At 53.9% G+C, this 18,398-nt stretch carries 15 protein-coding genes; 2 read left to right on the top strand and 13 right to left on the bottom strand.

The genetic code is table 11. From position 1 onward, the window contains the following. Nucleotides 1-13: 13 nt before the first annotated feature. The 8 genes from nqrM to HZS52_RS15370 all read right to left on the bottom strand — a co-directional run bounded on the left by nqrM (nucleotide 14) and on the right by HZS52_RS15370 (nucleotide 8,253). The gene (nqrM, locus tag HZS52_RS15405) at nucleotides 14-268 is read right to left on the bottom strand and encodes a (Na+)-NQR maturation NqrM (protein ID WP_022523176.1); all 255 of its coding nucleotides are present in this window, start codon (nucleotides 266-268) and stop codon (nucleotides 14-16) included. A gap of 232 nt (nucleotides 269-500) precedes the next feature. Then, the gene (nqrF, locus tag HZS52_RS15400; protein WP_009286983.1) at nucleotides 501-1,733 is read right to left on the bottom strand and encodes an NADH:ubiquinone reductase (Na(+)-transporting) subunit F; all 1,233 of its coding nucleotides are present in this window, start codon (nucleotides 1,731-1,733) and stop codon (nucleotides 501-503) included. Nucleotides 1,734-1,805: 72 nt separating this feature from the next. Then, nucleotides 1,806-2,423 (bottom strand): NADH:ubiquinone reductase (Na(+)-transporting) subunit E, encoded by a 618-nt coding sequence (nqrE, locus tag HZS52_RS15395; RefSeq protein ID WP_009286984.1) that lies wholly within the window; start codon nucleotides 2,421-2,423, stop codon nucleotides 1,806-1,808. 1 nt (nucleotide 2,424) lies between these two features. Continuing rightward, nucleotides 2,425-3,093, bottom strand: a complete 669-nt coding sequence (locus HZS52_RS15390) for an NADH:ubiquinone reductase (Na(+)-transporting) subunit D (protein ID WP_009286985.1) — start codon at nucleotides 3,091-3,093, stop codon at nucleotides 2,425-2,427. A gap of 2 nt (nucleotides 3,094-3,095) precedes the next feature. Then, complete coding sequence (locus HZS52_RS15385) at nucleotides 3,096-3,917, bottom strand: Na(+)-translocating NADH-quinone reductase subunit C (protein ID WP_009286986.1); 822 nt, start codon at nucleotides 3,915-3,917, stop codon at nucleotides 3,096-3,098. After that, the gene (locus HZS52_RS15380) at nucleotides 3,917-5,140 is read right to left on the bottom strand and encodes an NADH:ubiquinone reductase (Na(+)-transporting) subunit B (protein WP_022523175.1); all 1,224 of its coding nucleotides are present in this window, start codon (nucleotides 5,138-5,140) and stop codon (nucleotides 3,917-3,919) included. The genes HZS52_RS15385 and HZS52_RS15380 overlap by 1 nt, the downstream gene beginning before the upstream one ends. 2 nt (nucleotides 5,141-5,142) lie before the next feature. Further along, entirely contained in the window at nucleotides 5,143-6,492 is a 1,350-nt protein-coding gene (locus HZS52_RS15375; RefSeq protein WP_027957530.1) for a Na(+)-translocating NADH-quinone reductase subunit A, read from the bottom strand. 306 nt (nucleotides 6,493-6,798) lie between these two features. Next, entirely contained in the window at nucleotides 6,799-8,253 is a 1,455-nt protein-coding gene (locus HZS52_RS15370; RefSeq protein WP_190373118.1) for a glyceraldehyde-3-phosphate dehydrogenase, read from the bottom strand. 231 nt (nucleotides 8,254-8,484) lie between these two features. Here HZS52_RS15370 and mfd point away from each other — a divergent pair, with 231 nt between their 5' ends. Further along, a complete protein-coding gene (mfd, locus tag HZS52_RS15365) occupies nucleotides 8,485-11,934 on the top strand; it encodes a transcription-repair coupling factor (RefSeq protein ID WP_190373117.1) in 3,450 nt (1,149 codons plus the stop codon). Between the two features lie 111 nt (nucleotides 11,935-12,045). Next, nucleotides 12,046-13,212 carry a L,D-transpeptidase family protein gene (locus HZS52_RS15360; protein WP_190373116.1) on the top strand — a complete coding sequence of 389 codons (1,167 nt, stop codon included), beginning with the start codon at nucleotides 12,046-12,048 and terminating at the stop codon, nucleotides 13,210-13,212. 177 nt (nucleotides 13,213-13,389) lie between these two features. Here HZS52_RS15360 and HZS52_RS15355 read toward each other — a convergent pair whose 3' ends face one another. From HZS52_RS15355 to topA, 5 genes are all read right to left on the bottom strand, one after another. After that, on the bottom strand, nucleotides 13,390-13,653 hold the full coding sequence (locus tag HZS52_RS15355) for an Lpp/OprI family alanine-zipper lipoprotein (protein ID WP_022523170.1): 264 nt from the start codon (nucleotides 13,651-13,653) through the stop codon (nucleotides 13,390-13,392). 230 nt (nucleotides 13,654-13,883) lie between these two features. After that, nucleotides 13,884-14,513, bottom strand: coding sequence for a L,D-transpeptidase family protein (locus HZS52_RS15350; protein WP_027957534.1), 630 nt, complete (start codon nucleotides 14,511-14,513; stop codon nucleotides 13,884-13,886). 154 nt (nucleotides 14,514-14,667) lie between these two features. Beyond that, nucleotides 14,668-15,132, bottom strand: coding sequence for a ferritin family protein (locus HZS52_RS15345; RefSeq protein ID WP_022523168.1), 465 nt, complete (start codon nucleotides 15,130-15,132; stop codon nucleotides 14,668-14,670). A gap of 46 nt (nucleotides 15,133-15,178) precedes the next feature. Further along, entirely contained in the window at nucleotides 15,179-15,640 is a 462-nt protein-coding gene (locus HZS52_RS15340; RefSeq protein ID WP_190373115.1) for a DUF6586 family protein, read from the bottom strand. Further along, complete coding sequence (gene topA / locus HZS52_RS15335; RefSeq protein ID WP_190373114.1) at nucleotides 15,637-18,264, bottom strand: type I DNA topoisomerase; 2,628 nt, start codon at nucleotides 18,262-18,264, stop codon at nucleotides 15,637-15,639. The genes HZS52_RS15340 and topA overlap by 4 nt, the downstream gene beginning before the upstream one ends. Nucleotides 18,265-18,398 lie beyond the last annotated feature (134 nt).

The following is an 18,398-nucleotide window of genomic DNA, read 5'->3' as shown; positions in this document are numbered from 1 at the left end:
CAACGCAGTCTTGTTAGCGACGTGTAGCATCATAGCCCAAATCGGCACCACGGCTTTCATCGCTACGGCGGCGCACACCTCCGCGCTTGCGGTTCTCTTCTTCACAAACCTCATCTTTGCCACCGCAAATATCACAGCCATCTTTCATGCCGATTTGATTCAAACCGCCGCAAGAACCGGCAATTGGTTTGCGGCCCATGATGACGCCCACAGCCATCGCACCCATAATCAGTGCCATGAAACCGAATACCAGTAGCCAAATAGTCATATCAACCTCCCCGCTTCACATTGCTTCGCTTTAAATTATTGGTCTTACCTGACGACAACAGTCGTCGTGATAAGTGCCTCACGGTCATTCATCATTAAAGTGATTATACCTTAGCCAAGCCCCTCTTATCAGCGCGGTGATAAGTCATTCCCTTCACAAGGTTATATAAACAAACGGGGCCAGCCCAAAAGGCCAGCCCCGCTTAACGCTACTATCGACTTACGCCGACCGTTTAGCCACCGAAATCATCCAACAGGATATTTTCCGGCTCAACGCCCATATCAAGCAACAACTTGATAACCGATGCGTTCATCATCGGCGGCCCACACATGTAGTACTCGCAATCTTCAGGTGCTGGGTGATCCTTCAGATAGTTTTCGTACAGCACATTATGGATAAAGCCTGTCGGCCCTTCCCAATTATCTTCCGGCTGAGGATCAGATAGCGCCAGGTGCCACTCAAAGTTAGGGAACTCTTCGGCTAACTGGTCGTACTCTTCGTTGTAGAAGGTTTCACGCCAGGAGCGAGCACCGTACCAGAAGGTAATCTTGCGATCAGACTTCAAGCGCTTCAACTGATCGAAGATGTGACTACGCATCGGTGCCATACCCGCACCACCACCGATAAAGATCATCTCGGCGTCAGTATCACGGGCAAAGAACTCACCGAACGGTCCCATTACGGTGACCTTATCGCCCTCTTTAAGGCTGAAGACATAAGTCGACATCAAGCCAGGCGGATGGTCAGTGCCGGGAGGCGGCGTGGCAATACGGATGTTAAACTTGAGGATACCCTTCTCGTCTGGGTAGTTCGCCATGGAGTATGCGCGAATCACTTCCTCGTTGTTCTTGTGGGAAATTTTGAACATATCAAATTTTTCCCAATCACCCCGATACTCCTCGTCGATATCAAAATCAGAGAACTTGATATCGTAAGGCGGTGCAACGAGCTGTACATAGCCACCGGCGCGGAAGGCGACTTCTTCGCCCTCTGGCAGTTTCAGGTTTAACTCTTTGATAAAGGTGGCAACGTTGGGGTTGGCAATAACCTCACATTCCCACTTCTTCACCCCAAAGACTTCTTCAGGCACTTCGACTTTCATGTCCTGCTTCACAGGTACCTGACAAGAGAGGCGCCAGCCCTCTTTTTTCTCACGCATCGTGAAGTGCGACTCTTCGGTCGGCAGAATAGAGCCGCCGCCCTCTTCAACCCGACACTTACACTGGGCACAAGAACCACCGCCACCGCAGGCGGACGAGAGGAAAATGCCGTTAGCGGCAAGCGTGTTTAGCAGCTTACCACCGGCCTGGGTCTTCAAAGTGTGCTCAGGGTCGCCGTTGACCTCAATGGTCACGTCCCCGCTACTCACAAGCTTGCTGCGCGCTGCCAGAATGATCGCCGTCAAGCTAATAACGATGACCGTGAACATGACAACACCGAGCAAGATGACTGTTGTATCAACCATGTCGGTTTCCTATTGCTGGAGGTTTTCTATTACCCGGCGATGTTTGCCACCGCCGGGAAAAACCGGCTCCGATTAAAGCTGAATGCCCGAGAAGGACATAAAGCCCAACGACATCAGCCCCACGGTGATGAAAGTAATGCCCAGCCCTTGAAGGCCACCCGGCACATCGCTGTACTTCAGCTTTTCACGAATACCCGCCAGGGCGGCAATGGCCAATGCCCAACCGGTGCCCGCGCCAAAGCCATAGACCACGGCTTCGCCAAAGTTATAGCTACGCTCCACCATAAACAGTACGCCACCCAGGATGGCGCAGTTAACGGTAATCAGCGGCAGGAAGACCCCTAGCGCGTTGTAGAGCGACGGTACGTACTTATCAAGGAACATTTCCATGATCTGTACCAGCGCCGCAATGACACCGATGTAGGAGAGCAACCCAAGGAAGGAGAGGTCGATGTTTTCAGCACCGCTAATACCGGTCCAGGTCAGCGCACCTTCCTGTAGCAAGAAGGTATAGACAAGGTTGTTAACCGGCACGGTGACGGTCAATACCACAATCACCGCAATGCCCAAGCCAATCGCTGAGGAGACCTTTTTGGACACCGCCAAGAAAGTACACATCCCCAGGAAGAAGGCCAGTGCCATGTTTTCAACAAACACCGAGGCAACAAAAAGACTCAGATAATGTTCCATGTTACACGGCCTCCTTGGGCTTGGTGTTTTCCTTCATTTTGAACTCATTATCTTCTACTTGCTCAGGGTTAACGGAACGCATTACCCAGATCAGTAGACCGATAATAAAGAACGCTGAAGGCGGTAGTAATAGCAAGCCGTTAGGCACGTACCAGCCACCATTTTGCACGGTCTGGAGGATGGTAATGCCAAATACGCTGCCCGAACCCAGCAGCTCACGGAAGAAACCCACCACCATGAGTACAAAGCCATAGCCTAGGCCGTTACCAATACCGTCTAAAAACGACATGCCCGGCGTATTGGACATCGCAAAGCCTTCAGCGCGGCCCATGACGATACAGTTAGTAATGATCAAACCCACAAATACCGAGAGCTGCTTAGACATCTCATAGGCATACGCCTTGAGAATCTGATCAACCACGATAACCAGCGAGGCAATAATGGTCATCTGCACGATGATACGGATCGAAGAGGGAATATGATTCCTGATCAACGATACGAACAGATTTGAGAATGCCGTTACGAAAATAACCGCCAGCGCCATAACGAGCGATACGCTCATACTGGTGGTTACCGCAAGTGCCGAACAGATCCCCAGAATTTGCAGCGCAATAGGGTTGTTCTGGAAAATCGGCGCTGTTAAAACGCCTTTTGCATTTACGTCCGCCATGATCAGGCCCCCTCAACGTCTTCGAAGTTGGTATCGGTCTCTTCGGCATCTTCCGGCTCAGTGCCACTGCGGAATTTAGCCAAATAGGGACCGAAAGCTTCTTCGCTCAACCAGAACTGCAGCATGTTAGTCACGCCGTTACTGGTCAGCGTAGCGCCAGATAGCGCATCGACTTCGTATTCGTCACTGGCGCCGCCTTTGGTCAGGTGAATCTCCGGTGAGAGGTCGCCCTCTTCATCGTAAATTTTCTTGCCTTCCCACTGGGCTTGCCAGCGCGGGTTGTTAACTTCTGCGCCCAAACCTGGCGTTTCACTGTGCTCGTAGTAGGTGATACTGACAATAGTATTGCCATCACCCTCTACGGCCAGGAAGCCACGCATCAAGCCCCAAAGCCCCTGACCACGAATCGGCAACACGATCTGTTCCGGATCGTCTTCACTGCCGACCAGATAAACAGTCGCGTAGTTTTCAACCCGTGAAAGGCCCGCGATGTCTTGATCGCCAGAAAGCGTGCGACCCGAGGCCGGGTCACGGGCAGCCTCAAAACTATCGTAGGTATCGGGATCGAACTCATCGGAGTACTCACCCGTATCCAGGTCAACGACCCGTGCGATGATCTCATCGCTAAACACCTCTTCAACGTCCATACCCGGCTCATAAAGCTTGGCAACGTTCAAGATGTTGGTTTTACGGTCGAGTTCCTGGTTAAGCTGCTGCATGGGTCGCAAGGCGACCGCCGCGGTCGAGACAATGACGGAGCACACGATACACAGTGCAAACGCCACAATCAGGACTTTCTTGATGGAGTTGTTACCTTGTGCCATTAGGCAGTCTCCTCGGCCGGTACGGCGGTTCGCTTCACGCGACGCTTGATGTTGGCCTGGACGAAGAAATGGTCAATCAGCGGTGCAAACAGGTTAGCGAACAGAATCGCCAGCATGATGCCTTCCGGGAAAGCCGGGTTCACAACGCGAATCAAAACAGTCATCACACCAATCAGCGCACCAAACAGCAGACGGCCTTGATTGGTCATCGACGCCGACACCGGATCGGTTGCCATGAAGACCATACCGAAAGCGAAACCGCCGATCACCAGATGCCAGTACCACGGCATGGCAAACATTGGGTTGGTATCAGAGCCGATTAGATTAAACAGCGTACTGGTCACCACCATGCCCAGGAGTACCCCCAGCATGATTCGCCAAGAGGCAATTCCCGTCCACAGCAACACAGCGCCGCCGATAAAGATGGCTAGTGTCGAGACTTCCCCGATCGAGCCAGGGATAAAACCGATGAAGGCATCCCACCAGCTAAAGGTGTCGGTCAACGCAGACATACCGTCCTGGAACGCTAGCGAGAGTGCCGTCGCACCAGTATAGCCATCAGCGGCAACCCATACAGAGTCACCAGAGATTTGCGCGGGATAGGCAAAGTAAAGGAATGCACGACCGGTCAGCGCGGGGTTCAAGAAGTTTTTCCCCGTGCCGCCGAAGATCTCTTTACCGATCACCACACCAAAGGTGATACCCAAGGCAACCTGCCAAAGGGGAATGGTGGCGGGCAGTACCAGCGCGAAGAGTACGGAAGTGACGAAGAAGCCTTCGTTGACTTCGTGACCGCGCTTGATAGCGAACAGCACCTCCCAGAAACCACCGACCACAAAGGTGACCAGGTAGATAGGTAGGAAGTAGGTAGCGCCAAGGACAAAGTTAGCCCATAGGCTATTCGCATCGTGACCGGACGACAGCGTCATCATAATCGCTTCGCGCCAGCCTCCCATAGAGGCATAGCCCGCATCAATTGCCGTGTTGGCCTGCCAACCAGCGCTCCACATGCCGAAAAACATCGCCGGGAAAGTACACATCCACACGGTAATCATGATGCGTTTAAGATCGATACCGTCACGCACATGCGCGGTGGTTTTAGCCACGCTCGGTGGCGTGTAAAAAATAGTATCTACCGCTTCAAACAGCGGATAGAACTTTTCGTACTTTCCGCCTTTGTGGAAATGCGGCTCGATATTTTGGAGTGTCTGTTGAATACCCATTATCAGGCCTCTTTCTCGATCATGGTGAGATTATCACGCAGGATGGGGCCATATTCGTATTTGCCAGGGCAAACATACGTGCACAGCGCCAGATCCTCTTCGTCCAGCTCCAAACACCCAAGCTGCATGGCAACCTCAATGTCGCCCACGATCAACGAACGCAATAGCTGAGTCGGCATGATATCTAGCGGCATCACCTGCTCATAGGCACCTACCGGCACCATAGCACGCTCGGAACCATTGGTAGAGGTCGTCGGAGCATAGTTGCTGAGCCCCTTAATCTTGGAGATATAAATACCCAAGACCGAGTGACGATTAGCACCAGGAGACAACCAACCCATAAACGTGCGCTTGTTGCCCTCTTCCAGCAAACTCACTTGATTGCTGAAGCGGCCAAGGTAGGTCAACTTACCTTCAGCGGCAAAGCCAGAGAATACCGAACCAGAAATTACGCGAGTGTCCTCGGGTTTGATGACTTCGTTGGTCAGGAGTTCATCTGTACTAGCGCCGACACGGGTACGAATCAGACGCGGATTTTCAGCACGCGGGCCACCAATGGCAACCACACGGTTCATATCCAGCTTCCCTTCTACAAACAACTTACCGAACGCAATAACGTCCTGGTAGCCGATATGCCACACTTTTTTGTGCAGTGCGACTGGAGAAAGGTAGTGAATATGCGTGCCGACAAGTCCCGCAGGATGAGGGCCGGCAAAGCTTTCGGTTTTTACGCCGTCAACATCGCCACCCGGGACTGAGGCATTTTCGCCCGTACATAAGAAGACGTTGCCCTCGGTCAGGCGCGCTAACACCTTGAGGCCATCCTCGAATGCCTGCGACTGCTCGTTAATGATCAACGCAGGGTCAGGGCTAAGTGGATGGGTATCCACGGCGGTTACAAAAATATCGGCCGGGGTGCTATCAATGGCCGGGGTGCGCGAGAAAGGACGAGTGCGCAATGCAGTCCAGAGTCCCGATTCTACCAGTTGGTCGACAACGACCTGACGTTCAAGCTGCGCTAAGGCATTACGATCATGAGCAGCGAATTCGACCGCTTCCTCAGTTTCGTCTACTTTAATTACGACAGACAGCAAACGACGTTTTTCGCCACGGTTTATTGCAAGCACTTCACCGGCAGCGGGCGCTGTATAGCGCACACCAGCAATTTTCTTATCGGTGAAGAGCAATTGGCCCAGTTTGACCTTATCCCCTTCCTGGACTTCCATCGTCGGCTTCATGCCAACGTAGTCGGTACCCAGGATTGCCACGTGGCGCACAGGCCGCGCATCTTCAATACGCTGCTCGGGCGCTCCCGTGATGGGGAGATCCAGGCCTTTTTTGACTTCGATCATAGTCTCGCCCAGTTGTTGGATCGGATATACGAAGGTATGGGGTTCGAATGCTTATTTTCTGCTCAGCGAATTGTTATTTTCTGCTCAGATTGTTACCAGTCCGGCCCAAGCAGCACTTGAACCACCCCGAAAAATCCATCGTATTATAAAGATAAGCGCGTCCAATGACCACATCCCTGATGACCACCAAAAGTGCTATATACATTGGCAAAAGATGAGATTGAGACCAAAAAAACGCCACCCGAAGGTGGCGTCAACGCATTCTCTTAGCTCTAACACCCGGCATGCGGGCTTTGCTAAGTTTAACTAGCGAGGAAGTTTTAAAAACCGTACGTTAGACATTTGCTGCAAAATACGTACAACCTGGCAGCTATAACCGAACTCATTGTCATACCACACATAAATGACCGCATGATGGCCGTTGGCGATGGTAGCTTTAGCATCCACGATACCGGCATGACGATTGCCCACAAAGTCTGACGACACCACTTCTGCTGAATCGACAAAGTCAATTTGCTTCTGGTAGGCGGACTCGATCGACATACGGCGCAAGTAGTCATTTAGCGCTACAGCATCTGTCGCTTTATCCAGGGTCAGATTGAGAATGGCCATAGAGACATTAGGGATTGGCACACGAATGGCGTTGCCGGTCAGCTTTCCCTCTAGCTCAGGTAGCGCTTTCGATACGGCCTTGGCTGCTCCTGTCTCGGTCAATACCATATTCAGCGCCGCACTACGGCCACGACGGTCACCTTTATGGTAGTTGTCGATCAAGTTCTGGTCGTTGGTATAGGCATGCACGGTTTCCACATGCCCGTTCACCACACCGTACTCGTCGTTGAGTACCTTCAATACCGGAACGATCGCATTGGTAGTGCAAGAGGCAGCAGAGACGATGAGATCGCTGTCGCCAATGGATTCATGGTTAATACCGTAAACGATGTTTTTAATATCGCCTTTACCCGGTGCCGTTAGCAGCGCTTTGGCAGCGCCTTTACACTTCAGGTGCTGGCCCAAGCCCTCTTCATCGCGCCAGATACCGGTATTATCAACAATCACCGCGTTATCGATATCATACTCAGTATAGTCAATCTCACTGGGCGAATCGGCGTAAATAACCTGAATAACATTGCCGTTGACCGTCAGCGTGCGGGCCTCTGCATCGACCATGATGGTGCCGTCAAAAGGCCCATGTACTGAGTCACGACGCAGCAGGCTGGCGCGCTTCTCAAGGTCTTTAGCCACATCGCCACGGCCACGCACCACAATAGCGCGCAAACGCAGCAGATTACCGCCCCCGGCCTTCTCTATCATCACTCGTGCCAGTAAACGACCAATACGACCAAAACCGTAGAGCACCACGTCTTGCGGCTCACCGGTGCTAGCCCCCGGCTGGTAGCCATCAATAATCTCTTGCAGCTCTTTACGCAGGAAGGCTTCGACATCGCCACCGCCTCGGTTCTTGAACATCACCGCCAGCTTACCTACATCCACATGGGCGGGGCCAAGGTTCAAGGCGACCATCCCCTTCACGATAGAGTAGGTATCCTCAACGGAGAGCTCAGTCCCTTCTATTTTACGCACGAAGCGATGGTCTTTAAGAATGCGGATGACCGACCGTTTAATAAGTGAACGCCCGAACATGGTGGCAACGACGTTATTCTGACGATAGAGCTGCCCTACTAACGGGATCATCTGCTCCGCCAAGGCTTCGTTGCCTTGCCATTCTTGAAAAACGTTTTCGAGCGCTTGCTGACTCACGTGCGGCCTCATCAGGTAGTGGGAACGGAGAGTGTATTATCCGGGGCAAGCGCAGCGGTCGCAATGACTGGATAGTCGCACAACATGTAGGGGTATTACAGAAATGCCAATCTCACTACAAAACCTCTTTCAGTACAGATTAACCCGCTACCTTAAGCCGCGGCACTCTAACTGAAACGGGTGATCGTGTATGATCTCCCTTCCGTTTCAGCGCAAAACGATATCTTGCTTATGCCGACATTCTCTCTGCTCGAACCGCCCCAGCCCCAAGGGACTCGCGATACGCTCTACTGGACATCGCCGCCGGGTAGCGCGACTGCGCTGGCACTCTCCCGCGTTGCTGCGAAAGCTCCGCTATTGGTGATCACTCCCAATACGGCCAGCGCGCAGCGTCTTGAACAAGATCTCTATTTTTATAGCGACGTACCGGTACTGTCCTTCCCCGACTGGGAAACGCTGCCCTACGACAGCTTTTCACCCCATCAGGATATTGTCTCGGCGAGACTGCGTACCCTGCGCCAACTGCAAGATGGCGTGCGCGGCATTGTGCTGGTGCCGATCAACACGTTGATGCAGCGCTTGCCCCCGGTTGAGTACATTGCCGGGCGGGTCATGACACTCAAAACTGGCGAGCGCTTGAATCGCGAAGCGTTTCGGGAATCGCTCTCCCGAGCGGGCTATCGCGCTGTCGAAACGGTCTATGAGCCCGGCGAATACGCCATGCGCGGCGCGCTGATTGACCTGTTTGCGATGGGTATGGATGAGCCGATCCGTATTGATCTGTTCGATGACGAGATCGATTCGCTGCGCCACTTCGACCCTGGCAGCCAGCGCTCGACTGATAAGCTTGAATCGCTAGAATTGCTACCCGCCCACGAGTACTCGCTAAGCCGCAGCGCGATTGCCTGTTTTCGTGAGCAGTTTGAAACCCTGTTCGACGTTGATCCGCGGCAATGCCCTCTTTATAACGATGCGTTGAAAGGCATTCCTTCACCGGGGCTTGAGCACTATTTACCACTGTTTTTTGAACACACCGCATCGCTGTTTGACCACCTGACCGACGATACACGAGTCGCACTGCTGCCGGGAGTTTTTGCTGCCGCCGAGCAGCACTGGCAGTCGATCGACGCTCGCTACGTAAACTTGGGCGTTGACCCAACCCGCCCGCTGCTGCCACCGCACCGAGCGTTTTTCCCGGTCAACGATGTATTCTCGGCAATCAAAGCCTGCCCGCGAATAGAGCTAACTGAGGATAGCGAGCAGCGCCATGCGCAACAGCCTGAAGCCGCACCGCTTCCCACACTCTCTATTAATGCCCGCGCCAAGCAGCCATTGGCGGAGCTGTCAGCATTTTTGCACTCCCATGCCCAAACCCGGGTGCTGTTTGTGGCGGAGTCGCGGGGGCGCCGGGAAGCCCTGGAAGAGATCCTGTCGCCACTTCAGCTCTCGCTTCCGCATACCGATAGCTTCCACGACTTTCTCGCTAGCGATCATACCTATGCAATTACGGAAGGTTTGGTCGACAGCGGCTTATGGCTAAATAATCCAAGTATTGCGGTAATTAGTGAAACCGAGCTGTTTGGTGACGTGGTACGTCAGAGCCGTCGGCGCGAAAAAGCCACGGATGACAATGAGCTTGCAGTACGCCACTTGTCGGAGCTGCGCGAAGGTGCGCCAGTGGTTCACCAGGCCCACGGCGTGGGCCGCTATTTAGGGCTGGAAACCTTAGAGGCCGGTGGCCAGGCAAATGAGTTCCTGGCGCTCTCCTACGCCGATGGTGCCAAGCTTTATGTGCCTGTCGACAGCCTGCATATGATCTCCCGTTACAGCGGGGCCGGTGACGAACTGGCCCCGCTGCATAAGCTCGGTTCGGACCAGTGGGAAAAAGCCCGCCGCAAAGCCGCCGAAAAAATTCGCGATACCGCTGCAGAGCTGCTGGATGTCTACGCCCGCCGGGAAGCCCAGCAAGGGGTGGTCTATGAGGCGCCAGGCGAGGAGTATCTGCGTTTTGCGGGTAACTTCCCATTTGAAGAGACCGCTGACCAGCACGCGGCGATTGAAGCGGTCATCAGCGATATGACCTCCCCGCAGCCCATGGATCGCGTGGTGTGCGGCGATGTCGGCTTCGGCAAAACCGAAGTGGCCATGCGCGCGGCATTTTTGGCCGTACAGTCTGGCCGCCAAGTGGTGGTATTGGTGCCCACTACGTTGTTGGCGCGCCAGCACTTCGAGAACTTCCGCGACCGCTTTGCTGACACCGCCGTCAATATTGGCCTGATCTCGCGCTTTACCAGCGGCAAAGAGGTCACCCAGACACTAGAGAGCATTAAAAGCGGCCAAACGGATATCGTCATCGGCACCCATAAACTGCTCGCCAAAAGCGTTGAGCTGCCCAAAATGGGCCTGCTGATCATCGATGAGGAGCACCGCTTCGGGGTGGCGCAAAAAGAGAAGCTCAAAACGCTGCGTGCCGAAGTCGATATTTTGACGCTGACCGCGACCCCTATTCCGCGCACGCTCAATATGGCCATGAGCGGCATCCGTGATCTGTCGATTATCGCTACGCCGCCCGCCCGCCGTCTGTCGGTTAAAACCTTTGTTCAGCAGCACGACACCAGTATCATCAAGGAAGCCCTGCTACGTGAAATACTGCGTGGTGGGCAGGTCTATGTACTGCATAACGAAGTCAAAACCATTGAAAACAGTGCCGAACAGATTCGTGAACTAATCCCCGAAGCGCGGGTAGCGGTTGCCCACGGCCAGCTTCCCGAGCGCAGCCTGGAACGCATTATGTCGGACTTCTACCACCGACGCTTTAACGTGCTGGTGTGTTCGACCATCATTGAAACCGGCATTGATGTACCCAGCGCCAACACCATTATTATCGAACGTGCTGATAAATTTGGCTTGGCCCAGCTGCACCAGCTGCGGGGCCGGGTCGGCCGTAGTCACCATCAGGCGTACGCCTACCTATTAACGCCACCGCCCAAAGCGATGACCCGTGATGCTATCAAGCGTCTGGAAGCAATTAGCGCTTCGGATGATCTAGGCGCTGGCTTTACCCTGGCCAGCCACGATATGGAAATCCGTGGCGCGGGTGAACTGCTGGGGGATGAACAGAGCGGCCAGATGGAAACCATCGGCTACACCCTCTATATGGAGATGCTGGATCGAGCGGTGAAGGCCATTCGCGCGGGTAAAACGCCCAATATCGATGCGCCCTTCAATACCGGCGTGGAAATCAACCTCAACCTGCCTGCGCTGATTCCAAGTGATTATATTCACGATGTTCAGCAGCGCCTGGTGATGTACAAGCGGATTGCCAACACCCAGAGCGATAGCGAACTTAAAGAGTTACAGGTTGAGCTGATCGACCGCTTTGGCTTGCTGCCCAACCCGGTGAAAAACCTGATTCGCCAGACCAAGCTGCGCCACCGTGCCGAGCAACTGGGAATCAGCAAAATCGAGGCTGGCGAGAGCCGCGGTAGAGTATTGTTTGATAGCAGCACCCAGGTGGATCCCTTAACCCTGGTGACCCTCATTCAGACGTCACCAAAGCACTATCGTTTAGATGGCTCTGACACCTTACGGTTTGAATTACCAATGGAAAGTGTCGACAAGCGCTTCCAGCAACTTGAAAACCTACTTAGCACCCTTAACCAAAAAGTAGCGGCGGCGTGAAGCTTGGGGCAAACTTGCCAGTAGCCATGGCCCAGTTGATCAACAGCCGTTTATTGATCCCAGTGGCCCAGCAACGCGCATCAGCAGTGAATTAACACATTAGGAACGATCATGAACATTCGCAATACCTTTACCCTTTGGGGCCCTACCAGCTTGGCCGTGCTACTCGCTGCTAGCCTGATGAGCCCCGCTTTTGCGCAACCAGCTAACGAGCAAGCCGACAGCCCAACACAGGCGCAAGAGCAGCAGACTCAAGAAAGCTCAGAAGAATCGCCAAAGGCGCAAGCACAGGAAATCAGCATAGACGCCGTCGATAGCGCCGCTCAGGTTGCTGATCAGGATGAGCTACCCCGTGGTCACTTCCGCCTACCCGAAGAAGGCGATGTCATTGGCGAGCGCTACACCGTCGTTGTCGAAGATCCCAAGCAGACGCTGATCGATATCGCCCGACGCCACAACATTGGCTATGAAGAGATTCGCATGGCCAACCCGGGTGTCAGCCTCTGGGTACCTGGCGTAGGTACCGAAGTGGTGATCCCCGCCCAATACATTCTTCCGCCTGCGCCGCGGGAAGGCGTTGTCATTAACCTTTCTGAGCTACGTCTCTACTACTACCCTGCCGACAAACCCGGCATCGTCGAAACCTACCCGGTTAGCGTGGGGCGTGAAGAGTTCGCTACCCCCGTAGGCATCACCCGCACCACGGTTAAGGTTAAAGACCCCGCCTGGGCTCCACCGGCATCTATGCGTCGCGAAGCAGCCGAACGCGGCGAACCAGCGCCTTCCGTGGTACCGCCCGGCCCTAACAACCCCTTGGGCGAGCACGCAATTCTGCTGGCCATGCCGAGCTATCTCATTCACGGTACCAACCGCCCTGATGGCGTCGGTATGCGCGTTAGCCGTGGCTGTATCCGCATGTACCCGGAAGATATCAAATCGCTCTACGAGCGTTTGCCTAGCGGTACTCAGGTCAACCTGATGGATGCACCGTTCAAAGCGGGCTTTGCAGCCGATGGCACGCTGTTTGTGCAATCTTTCCCACAGCTGGAAGAGAACGCGGAAGGCTTTGAGCCACTGCTTAATGCCCTTGAACGCGTCACTGAGCTAACTGGCAGTGACGTTGAAATAGACGCGGATCAGATTCAGCGCGCCGTAGAAGCTCCTGACGGCCAATTTATCGCGCTATATGGCCCTCAGGCTCCCGAGCCAGAACCAGAGCCTGTTGAGCTGATTGACGAGCTTAAGCTCAGCGCCGCCACTGACGATAAAGACGCTTAACCGAACACCTAGCAACAAAAAACCCCGCCTTGGCGGGGTTTTTGCGTAGCTAGTATCAAAACCTACTGGTCTGACGCTTTAACGTACAGCGCCTTACTACGGCATATTAACTAACTACAGCTTTCTTCCAGCAGCTGCTGAGAGAGTCAGACGACTCCCTCAGCAGCCCAAGCAGAATTACTTCTGCATGGAACGCTGGAACATACGGTTCATTTCTTCACGGTTCTGCTCAGACATCTGCAGAGCAGCCTGCGCGTCGCGCTGGGCTTGGTTTGCAGTGTTCATAGCTTGTGAAGCCATGCTGCGTGCTTCTGCAGCGTCAGCCTGTGCAGATTCTGCAGTCATGCGAACTTCTTCCAGCGCGCTGGTAGAAGCACAACCAGCAAGAATTGCCAGAGAAGCGGCAGCAGCAGTCATCTTCAGAGTAGTTTTCAGAGTCATAATGTTCTCCTTGAGTCGTCCTTGGGTACTACGTTAAGGGTATGACAAAGGTAAGGCTAGTCACTTAAATTAGAATAAGTTCTTAGCTTAAATTTGTCTACCTGCGGTGCAGGTTCTTTTCAGTGACTTGTGCTGCAAAGCACGCAAGTCAAACGCTGTTTTATAATAGACCACAGCGGTTGTCTATAGCCACTTGTTTAAAACCTCGAACTTCCATCAACGGCGTTAGCTTAACGGATCACTACCCGAGTGCCAACACCCACTAGCGCTGCCAGGCGATCGATTTGATCGTTGGTAACGGCAACACACCCCTGAGTCCAGTGATAGCGCCCATGAATATCGGGGTCTGCGCTACCCAGGCCATGAATTCCAATCGCCCCACCCAGTGCGGTATCTTGCGGGGGGCGACCGTAACGTCGATAGTAGTCGAAGTAGTCATCATAATCAGCTTGGGAATAAATCCCTTTTTCCAGCGCCATTCTAGCGTGCGCTGGGGTTGGGTAATCAATACCTATGAAGGTACGCCACTGGCTTTCGTAATTAAAACGGTTGACATGAAACTCCCCCATGGGAGTCACATTATCGCCGCGAACCCGTTGGGTTTTAGCCCCAGCACGGCCAAGTGATATGGGCGCAAACCGCTCCAGCAGCGCGTTACCCCGAAACACGCTAAGGGTGGCCTCTTTGTCGTCCACCAGCACCCACAGTTCGTTGCTATGACGCGGCACATGAGCGCGACTCAGTATCGTTTCTACGAGATCGGTGGCGGTATCCTGACTGGGCGCAGTAACAGCAGCACTGGCCACGGCTGGCAAGCTCAACACCATGGCTAAAAATCGACGGCGATTAACTAAAAACATGACAGCTCTCGAAACAAGTTAGCCCGCGATTGACCGACTCGGCGCATCTGGTGGCTGTTATACCCTATTCCCACATTCGCCGTTAGCAATTTCGTCATGTACACGACTGACGCCCCGAAGAGCAGTAACCGATAATCCACTAGTAGAGACCCCATCAAACGCCCTGAAACTCTTCCATACTCGCCATTATATTGCGTATCTCGGAATTATGTCCTTGAGCCAGGGCATTGAAAAACTCCTCTTCAGGCTCAATTTTCGCTCGTGCCGCGCGATGCTCGTAGAGCGCTTGAAGGCGCTGATGCGACGATGTGGCAGTTCTCATCGCATCCTCTATCGAGCCGGTGATGGTTTGTTCCGACAAGCGATCCAACTCAGGCGGCTGGGGGAAATCGCTGGAATCATCGAACCATAACTCCAGCACTTCTGAATGGTCAGAGCCATCGTGGAAGAGATCTTCAAGCCCCGTTTTCATTTTTAGCTCACGGCTGGCCAAGTAATTAAACGCCATCTCTAAGCGCTGATTCTCAGCATCCTCAGCGGCTTCGCTATACTGTCGCGCCATCCGGGCATGAAAACCCGCCGCCCATTCGATTAAATCTTTCACCTGGTTATAGCGCATCATGATCTCCTTTCTTAACGACTTGAGCGATGCATAACAATAAACACTACCACTCCAGGCTGGTTTCGCGCAGCGCGCCTATTTCACGCTTGGCCGCCTGAAGATTATCCAGTAACTGCTGGCGCAAACCGGCCTGGTTACCCACGGCAATCATAGCGGGGTTGTGAGTTTCGCGCCGCGCAGCACCTTCGTCACTATGTAGGCGCTCAAGTTGCCCCTCCAACCAGCTCAGCCAGCTTTCCGGCTGGGCTTTCAAGTCGCGCAGACGTTGCAGCTCGGCCAAGGCAGGGCCATCCTGGGCCAGCAATACAGTCCAGCGATGCTCCGACAGCCGAGCGTGTTCAGTAACTTCGCGCAGTAACGACTCAAGCGCCAGCTCAAAAAGCGCCAGCGCACTCTCTTCCAACGCCATCTGCCGCGCAGAAGCATGCTCATCACTTCCTGCGGGCAAGGTGACTAATAGCTCCGCCTGATAGAGCAGCTGGTTGGTTCGTGACCGTGCATTCACTTGCGTTTGTCCTCCACGTGCCATTTACCGGCATCAAACATGGCTTTCCAGCCTGTGGCCTTGCCCTCCTCGTCGGTCATCACGTACTGCTCTTTGCTCTTCCGCGAGTAGCGGATTTGCGCCGGGCGACCATCCGGATCTTCACTCGGCGCTTTAAGAATGAAGTGATACTTTTCGGGCAGCTCATCGGCGTGCGCTTTCAGCTCTTTCACCAGCGGCGGCCGTGTTTCACGATTTTTAGGGAACTTGCTGGCAGCCAAAAACAGCCCGCTTGCGCCATCACGCAGCACGTAATGGTCGTCAACTTTTTGGCAAGCCAGTTCCGGCATCGGGATCGGGTCCATTTTTGGCGGCGCCACTTCGCCGCTTTTCAATAGCTTACGGGTGTTTTTACATTCGCTATTGGTACAGCCAAAATACTTGCCAAAGCGGCCTGACTTCAACTGCATCTCAGAGCCGCACTTATCGCACTCGATGATCGGGCCGTCGTAGCCTTTGATCTTGAATTTGCCGCCTTCAACTTCGTAGCCGTCACAATCGGGGCTGTTACCACAGATGTGCAGCTTACGCGTTTCATCGATTAGGTAGTTGTCCATCGCCGTGCCACACTTGGGGCAGCGACGCTTGGCACGCAGCGCATTGGTTTCGGCCTCTTCTCCCGCGTCTTCGGCCACCGCCTCTTCACCAGGAATCAGGTCAATGGTGGTTTTACAACGCTCTTTGGGCGGCAAATTGTAGCCACTACAACCCAGGAAAACCCCGGTGGAAGCGGTACGAATTTGCATATGACGACCACAGCTTGGGCAGTCGATATCCGTTGGCACCGGCTGATTGGGGCGCATGCCATCTTCGCTCTCAGCCTTGGCCAGCTCTTCACGGAATTCTTCGTAGAAGGCATCCAGCAGCGCCTGCCAGTTGCGTTCGCCTTCGGCGACCTCATCCAGACTATCTTCCATGCGGGCAGTGAACGAGAAGTCCATCAAATCAGGGAAGGACTCTTTCAACCGCTCGGTGACGATATCGCCCAGCTTTTCGGCATAGAAACGACGGTTTTCCAGCTTCACATAGCCGCGATCCTGGATCGTTGAGATGATTGAAGCGTAGGTTGACGGTCGGCCAATGCCCTGCTTTTCAAGCTCTTTGACCAGGCTTGCTTCGGTGTAGCGTGGTGCTGGCTTGGTAAAGTGCTGCTGAGGATCGAGCGCTTCCAGTGCCATAGGCGTACCTTTTGGCAAGTCCGGTAAGCTCTGATCTTCATTTTTACCACTAGGCTTCATCACCCGGGTATAACCATCAAACTTCAGTACACGTCCTTTGGCACGTAGCTCGTAGCCATCGACTTCAACACTCAGCGTGCTTGAAAGGTACTCTGCAGGGGTCATTTGGCAGGCCACAAATTGACGCCAGATCAGCTCGTAGAGACGCTCGGCATCCCGCTCCATTCCGGCCAGATCGGAAGCCTTACGCTCGACACTGGAAGGGCGAATCGCCTCATGGGCCTCTTGAGCACTCTCTTTGCTGCTATAACGATTAGGTGCTTCGGGCAGGTAGCGTTCGCCGAACTCTTCACCGATATAGCTACGCACACCCTCAACCGCATCTTTCGATAAGTTGGTGGAGTCGGTACGCATATAGGTGATGTAACCCGCCTCATAGAGGCGCTGAGCCATGGTCATGGTTTTCTTCACAGAAAAACCTAACCGGCCACTCGCCGCTTGCTGCAGCGTAGAGGTAATAAAGGGTGCCGTGGGCTTTGAACTGGTGGGTTTGTCTTCCCGTGAGGTAATCGCCAGCTTGGCTTTTCTAAGCTGCTCAATACGCGCAAGGGTGTCTTTTTCGGAGGTAGGCTTAAAGGCCTTGCCATCCTGACGAACCAGGGCAAAACGCACCAGTTCACCCTCAGGAGAGGCCAAATCCGCGTGCACATCCCAAAACTCTTCAGGAATAAAGGCACGGATTTCGCGCTCGCGCTCAACAATTAGACGTACCGCGACTGACTGTACGCGGCCAGCCGACAGCCCGCGCGCTACTTTCGCCCACAGTAGAGGCGAAAGCATAAAGCCCACAACGCGATCCAGGAAACGCCTTGCCTGCTGCGCCTCTACCCGGGGGATATTGAGCGCGCCAGGCGCCTTGAAAGCGTCTTGAATCGCGTTTTTGGTGATTTCGTTGAACACCACGCGTTTGTAACGGCTGTCATCGCCACCGATGGTCTCGCGCAGGTGCCAAGCAATGGCTTCCCCTTCGCGATCCAAATCCGTTGCGAGGTAGACAGCGTCAGCCTTCTCAGCCAGCTTCTTTAGCTCGGCAACGACTTTCTCTTTTCCGGGCAGCACCTCATAGCGGGCTTCCCAGCCGTTGTTGGGGTCAATCCCCATCCGCCGAATCAGCTGATCTTGGCTTTTACGTTTTTTATATTCTTCTTTCTCTTCCGCCGACATCTTGCGTGTCGCTGCGGCCTGGCGCGCGCGCTCCTTGGGGTCGGAGGCTGCCTTACCTGAGCCGCTGGTCGGCAGGTCACGAATGTGGCCCACGCTCGACTTCACGATGAAATCGTTGCCGAGATATTTGTTAATCGTCTTCGCTTTCGCTGGCGACTCGACGATGACCAGTGACTTGCCCATAGTGCTCCACTTTCCTAATGCACGGACTGTCTAGCGCGTGCTCTGAATTCGGTGCCGTATCGACGGGCTGAAACTGCCCGTTAAAAAAGATACGGATGAAAAAATGCGCCTACCCTACCCCAGCCCTTAGCTAA

It is taken from the genome of Vreelandella titanicae (genome assembly GCF_014697095.1).
Lineage (GTDB): Bacteria > Pseudomonadota > Gammaproteobacteria > Pseudomonadales > Halomonadaceae > Vreelandella > Vreelandella titanicae.
The sequence above is the reverse complement of the archived record's forward strand: the minus strand, read 5'-3'. Positions and strand labels throughout refer to the sequence as shown.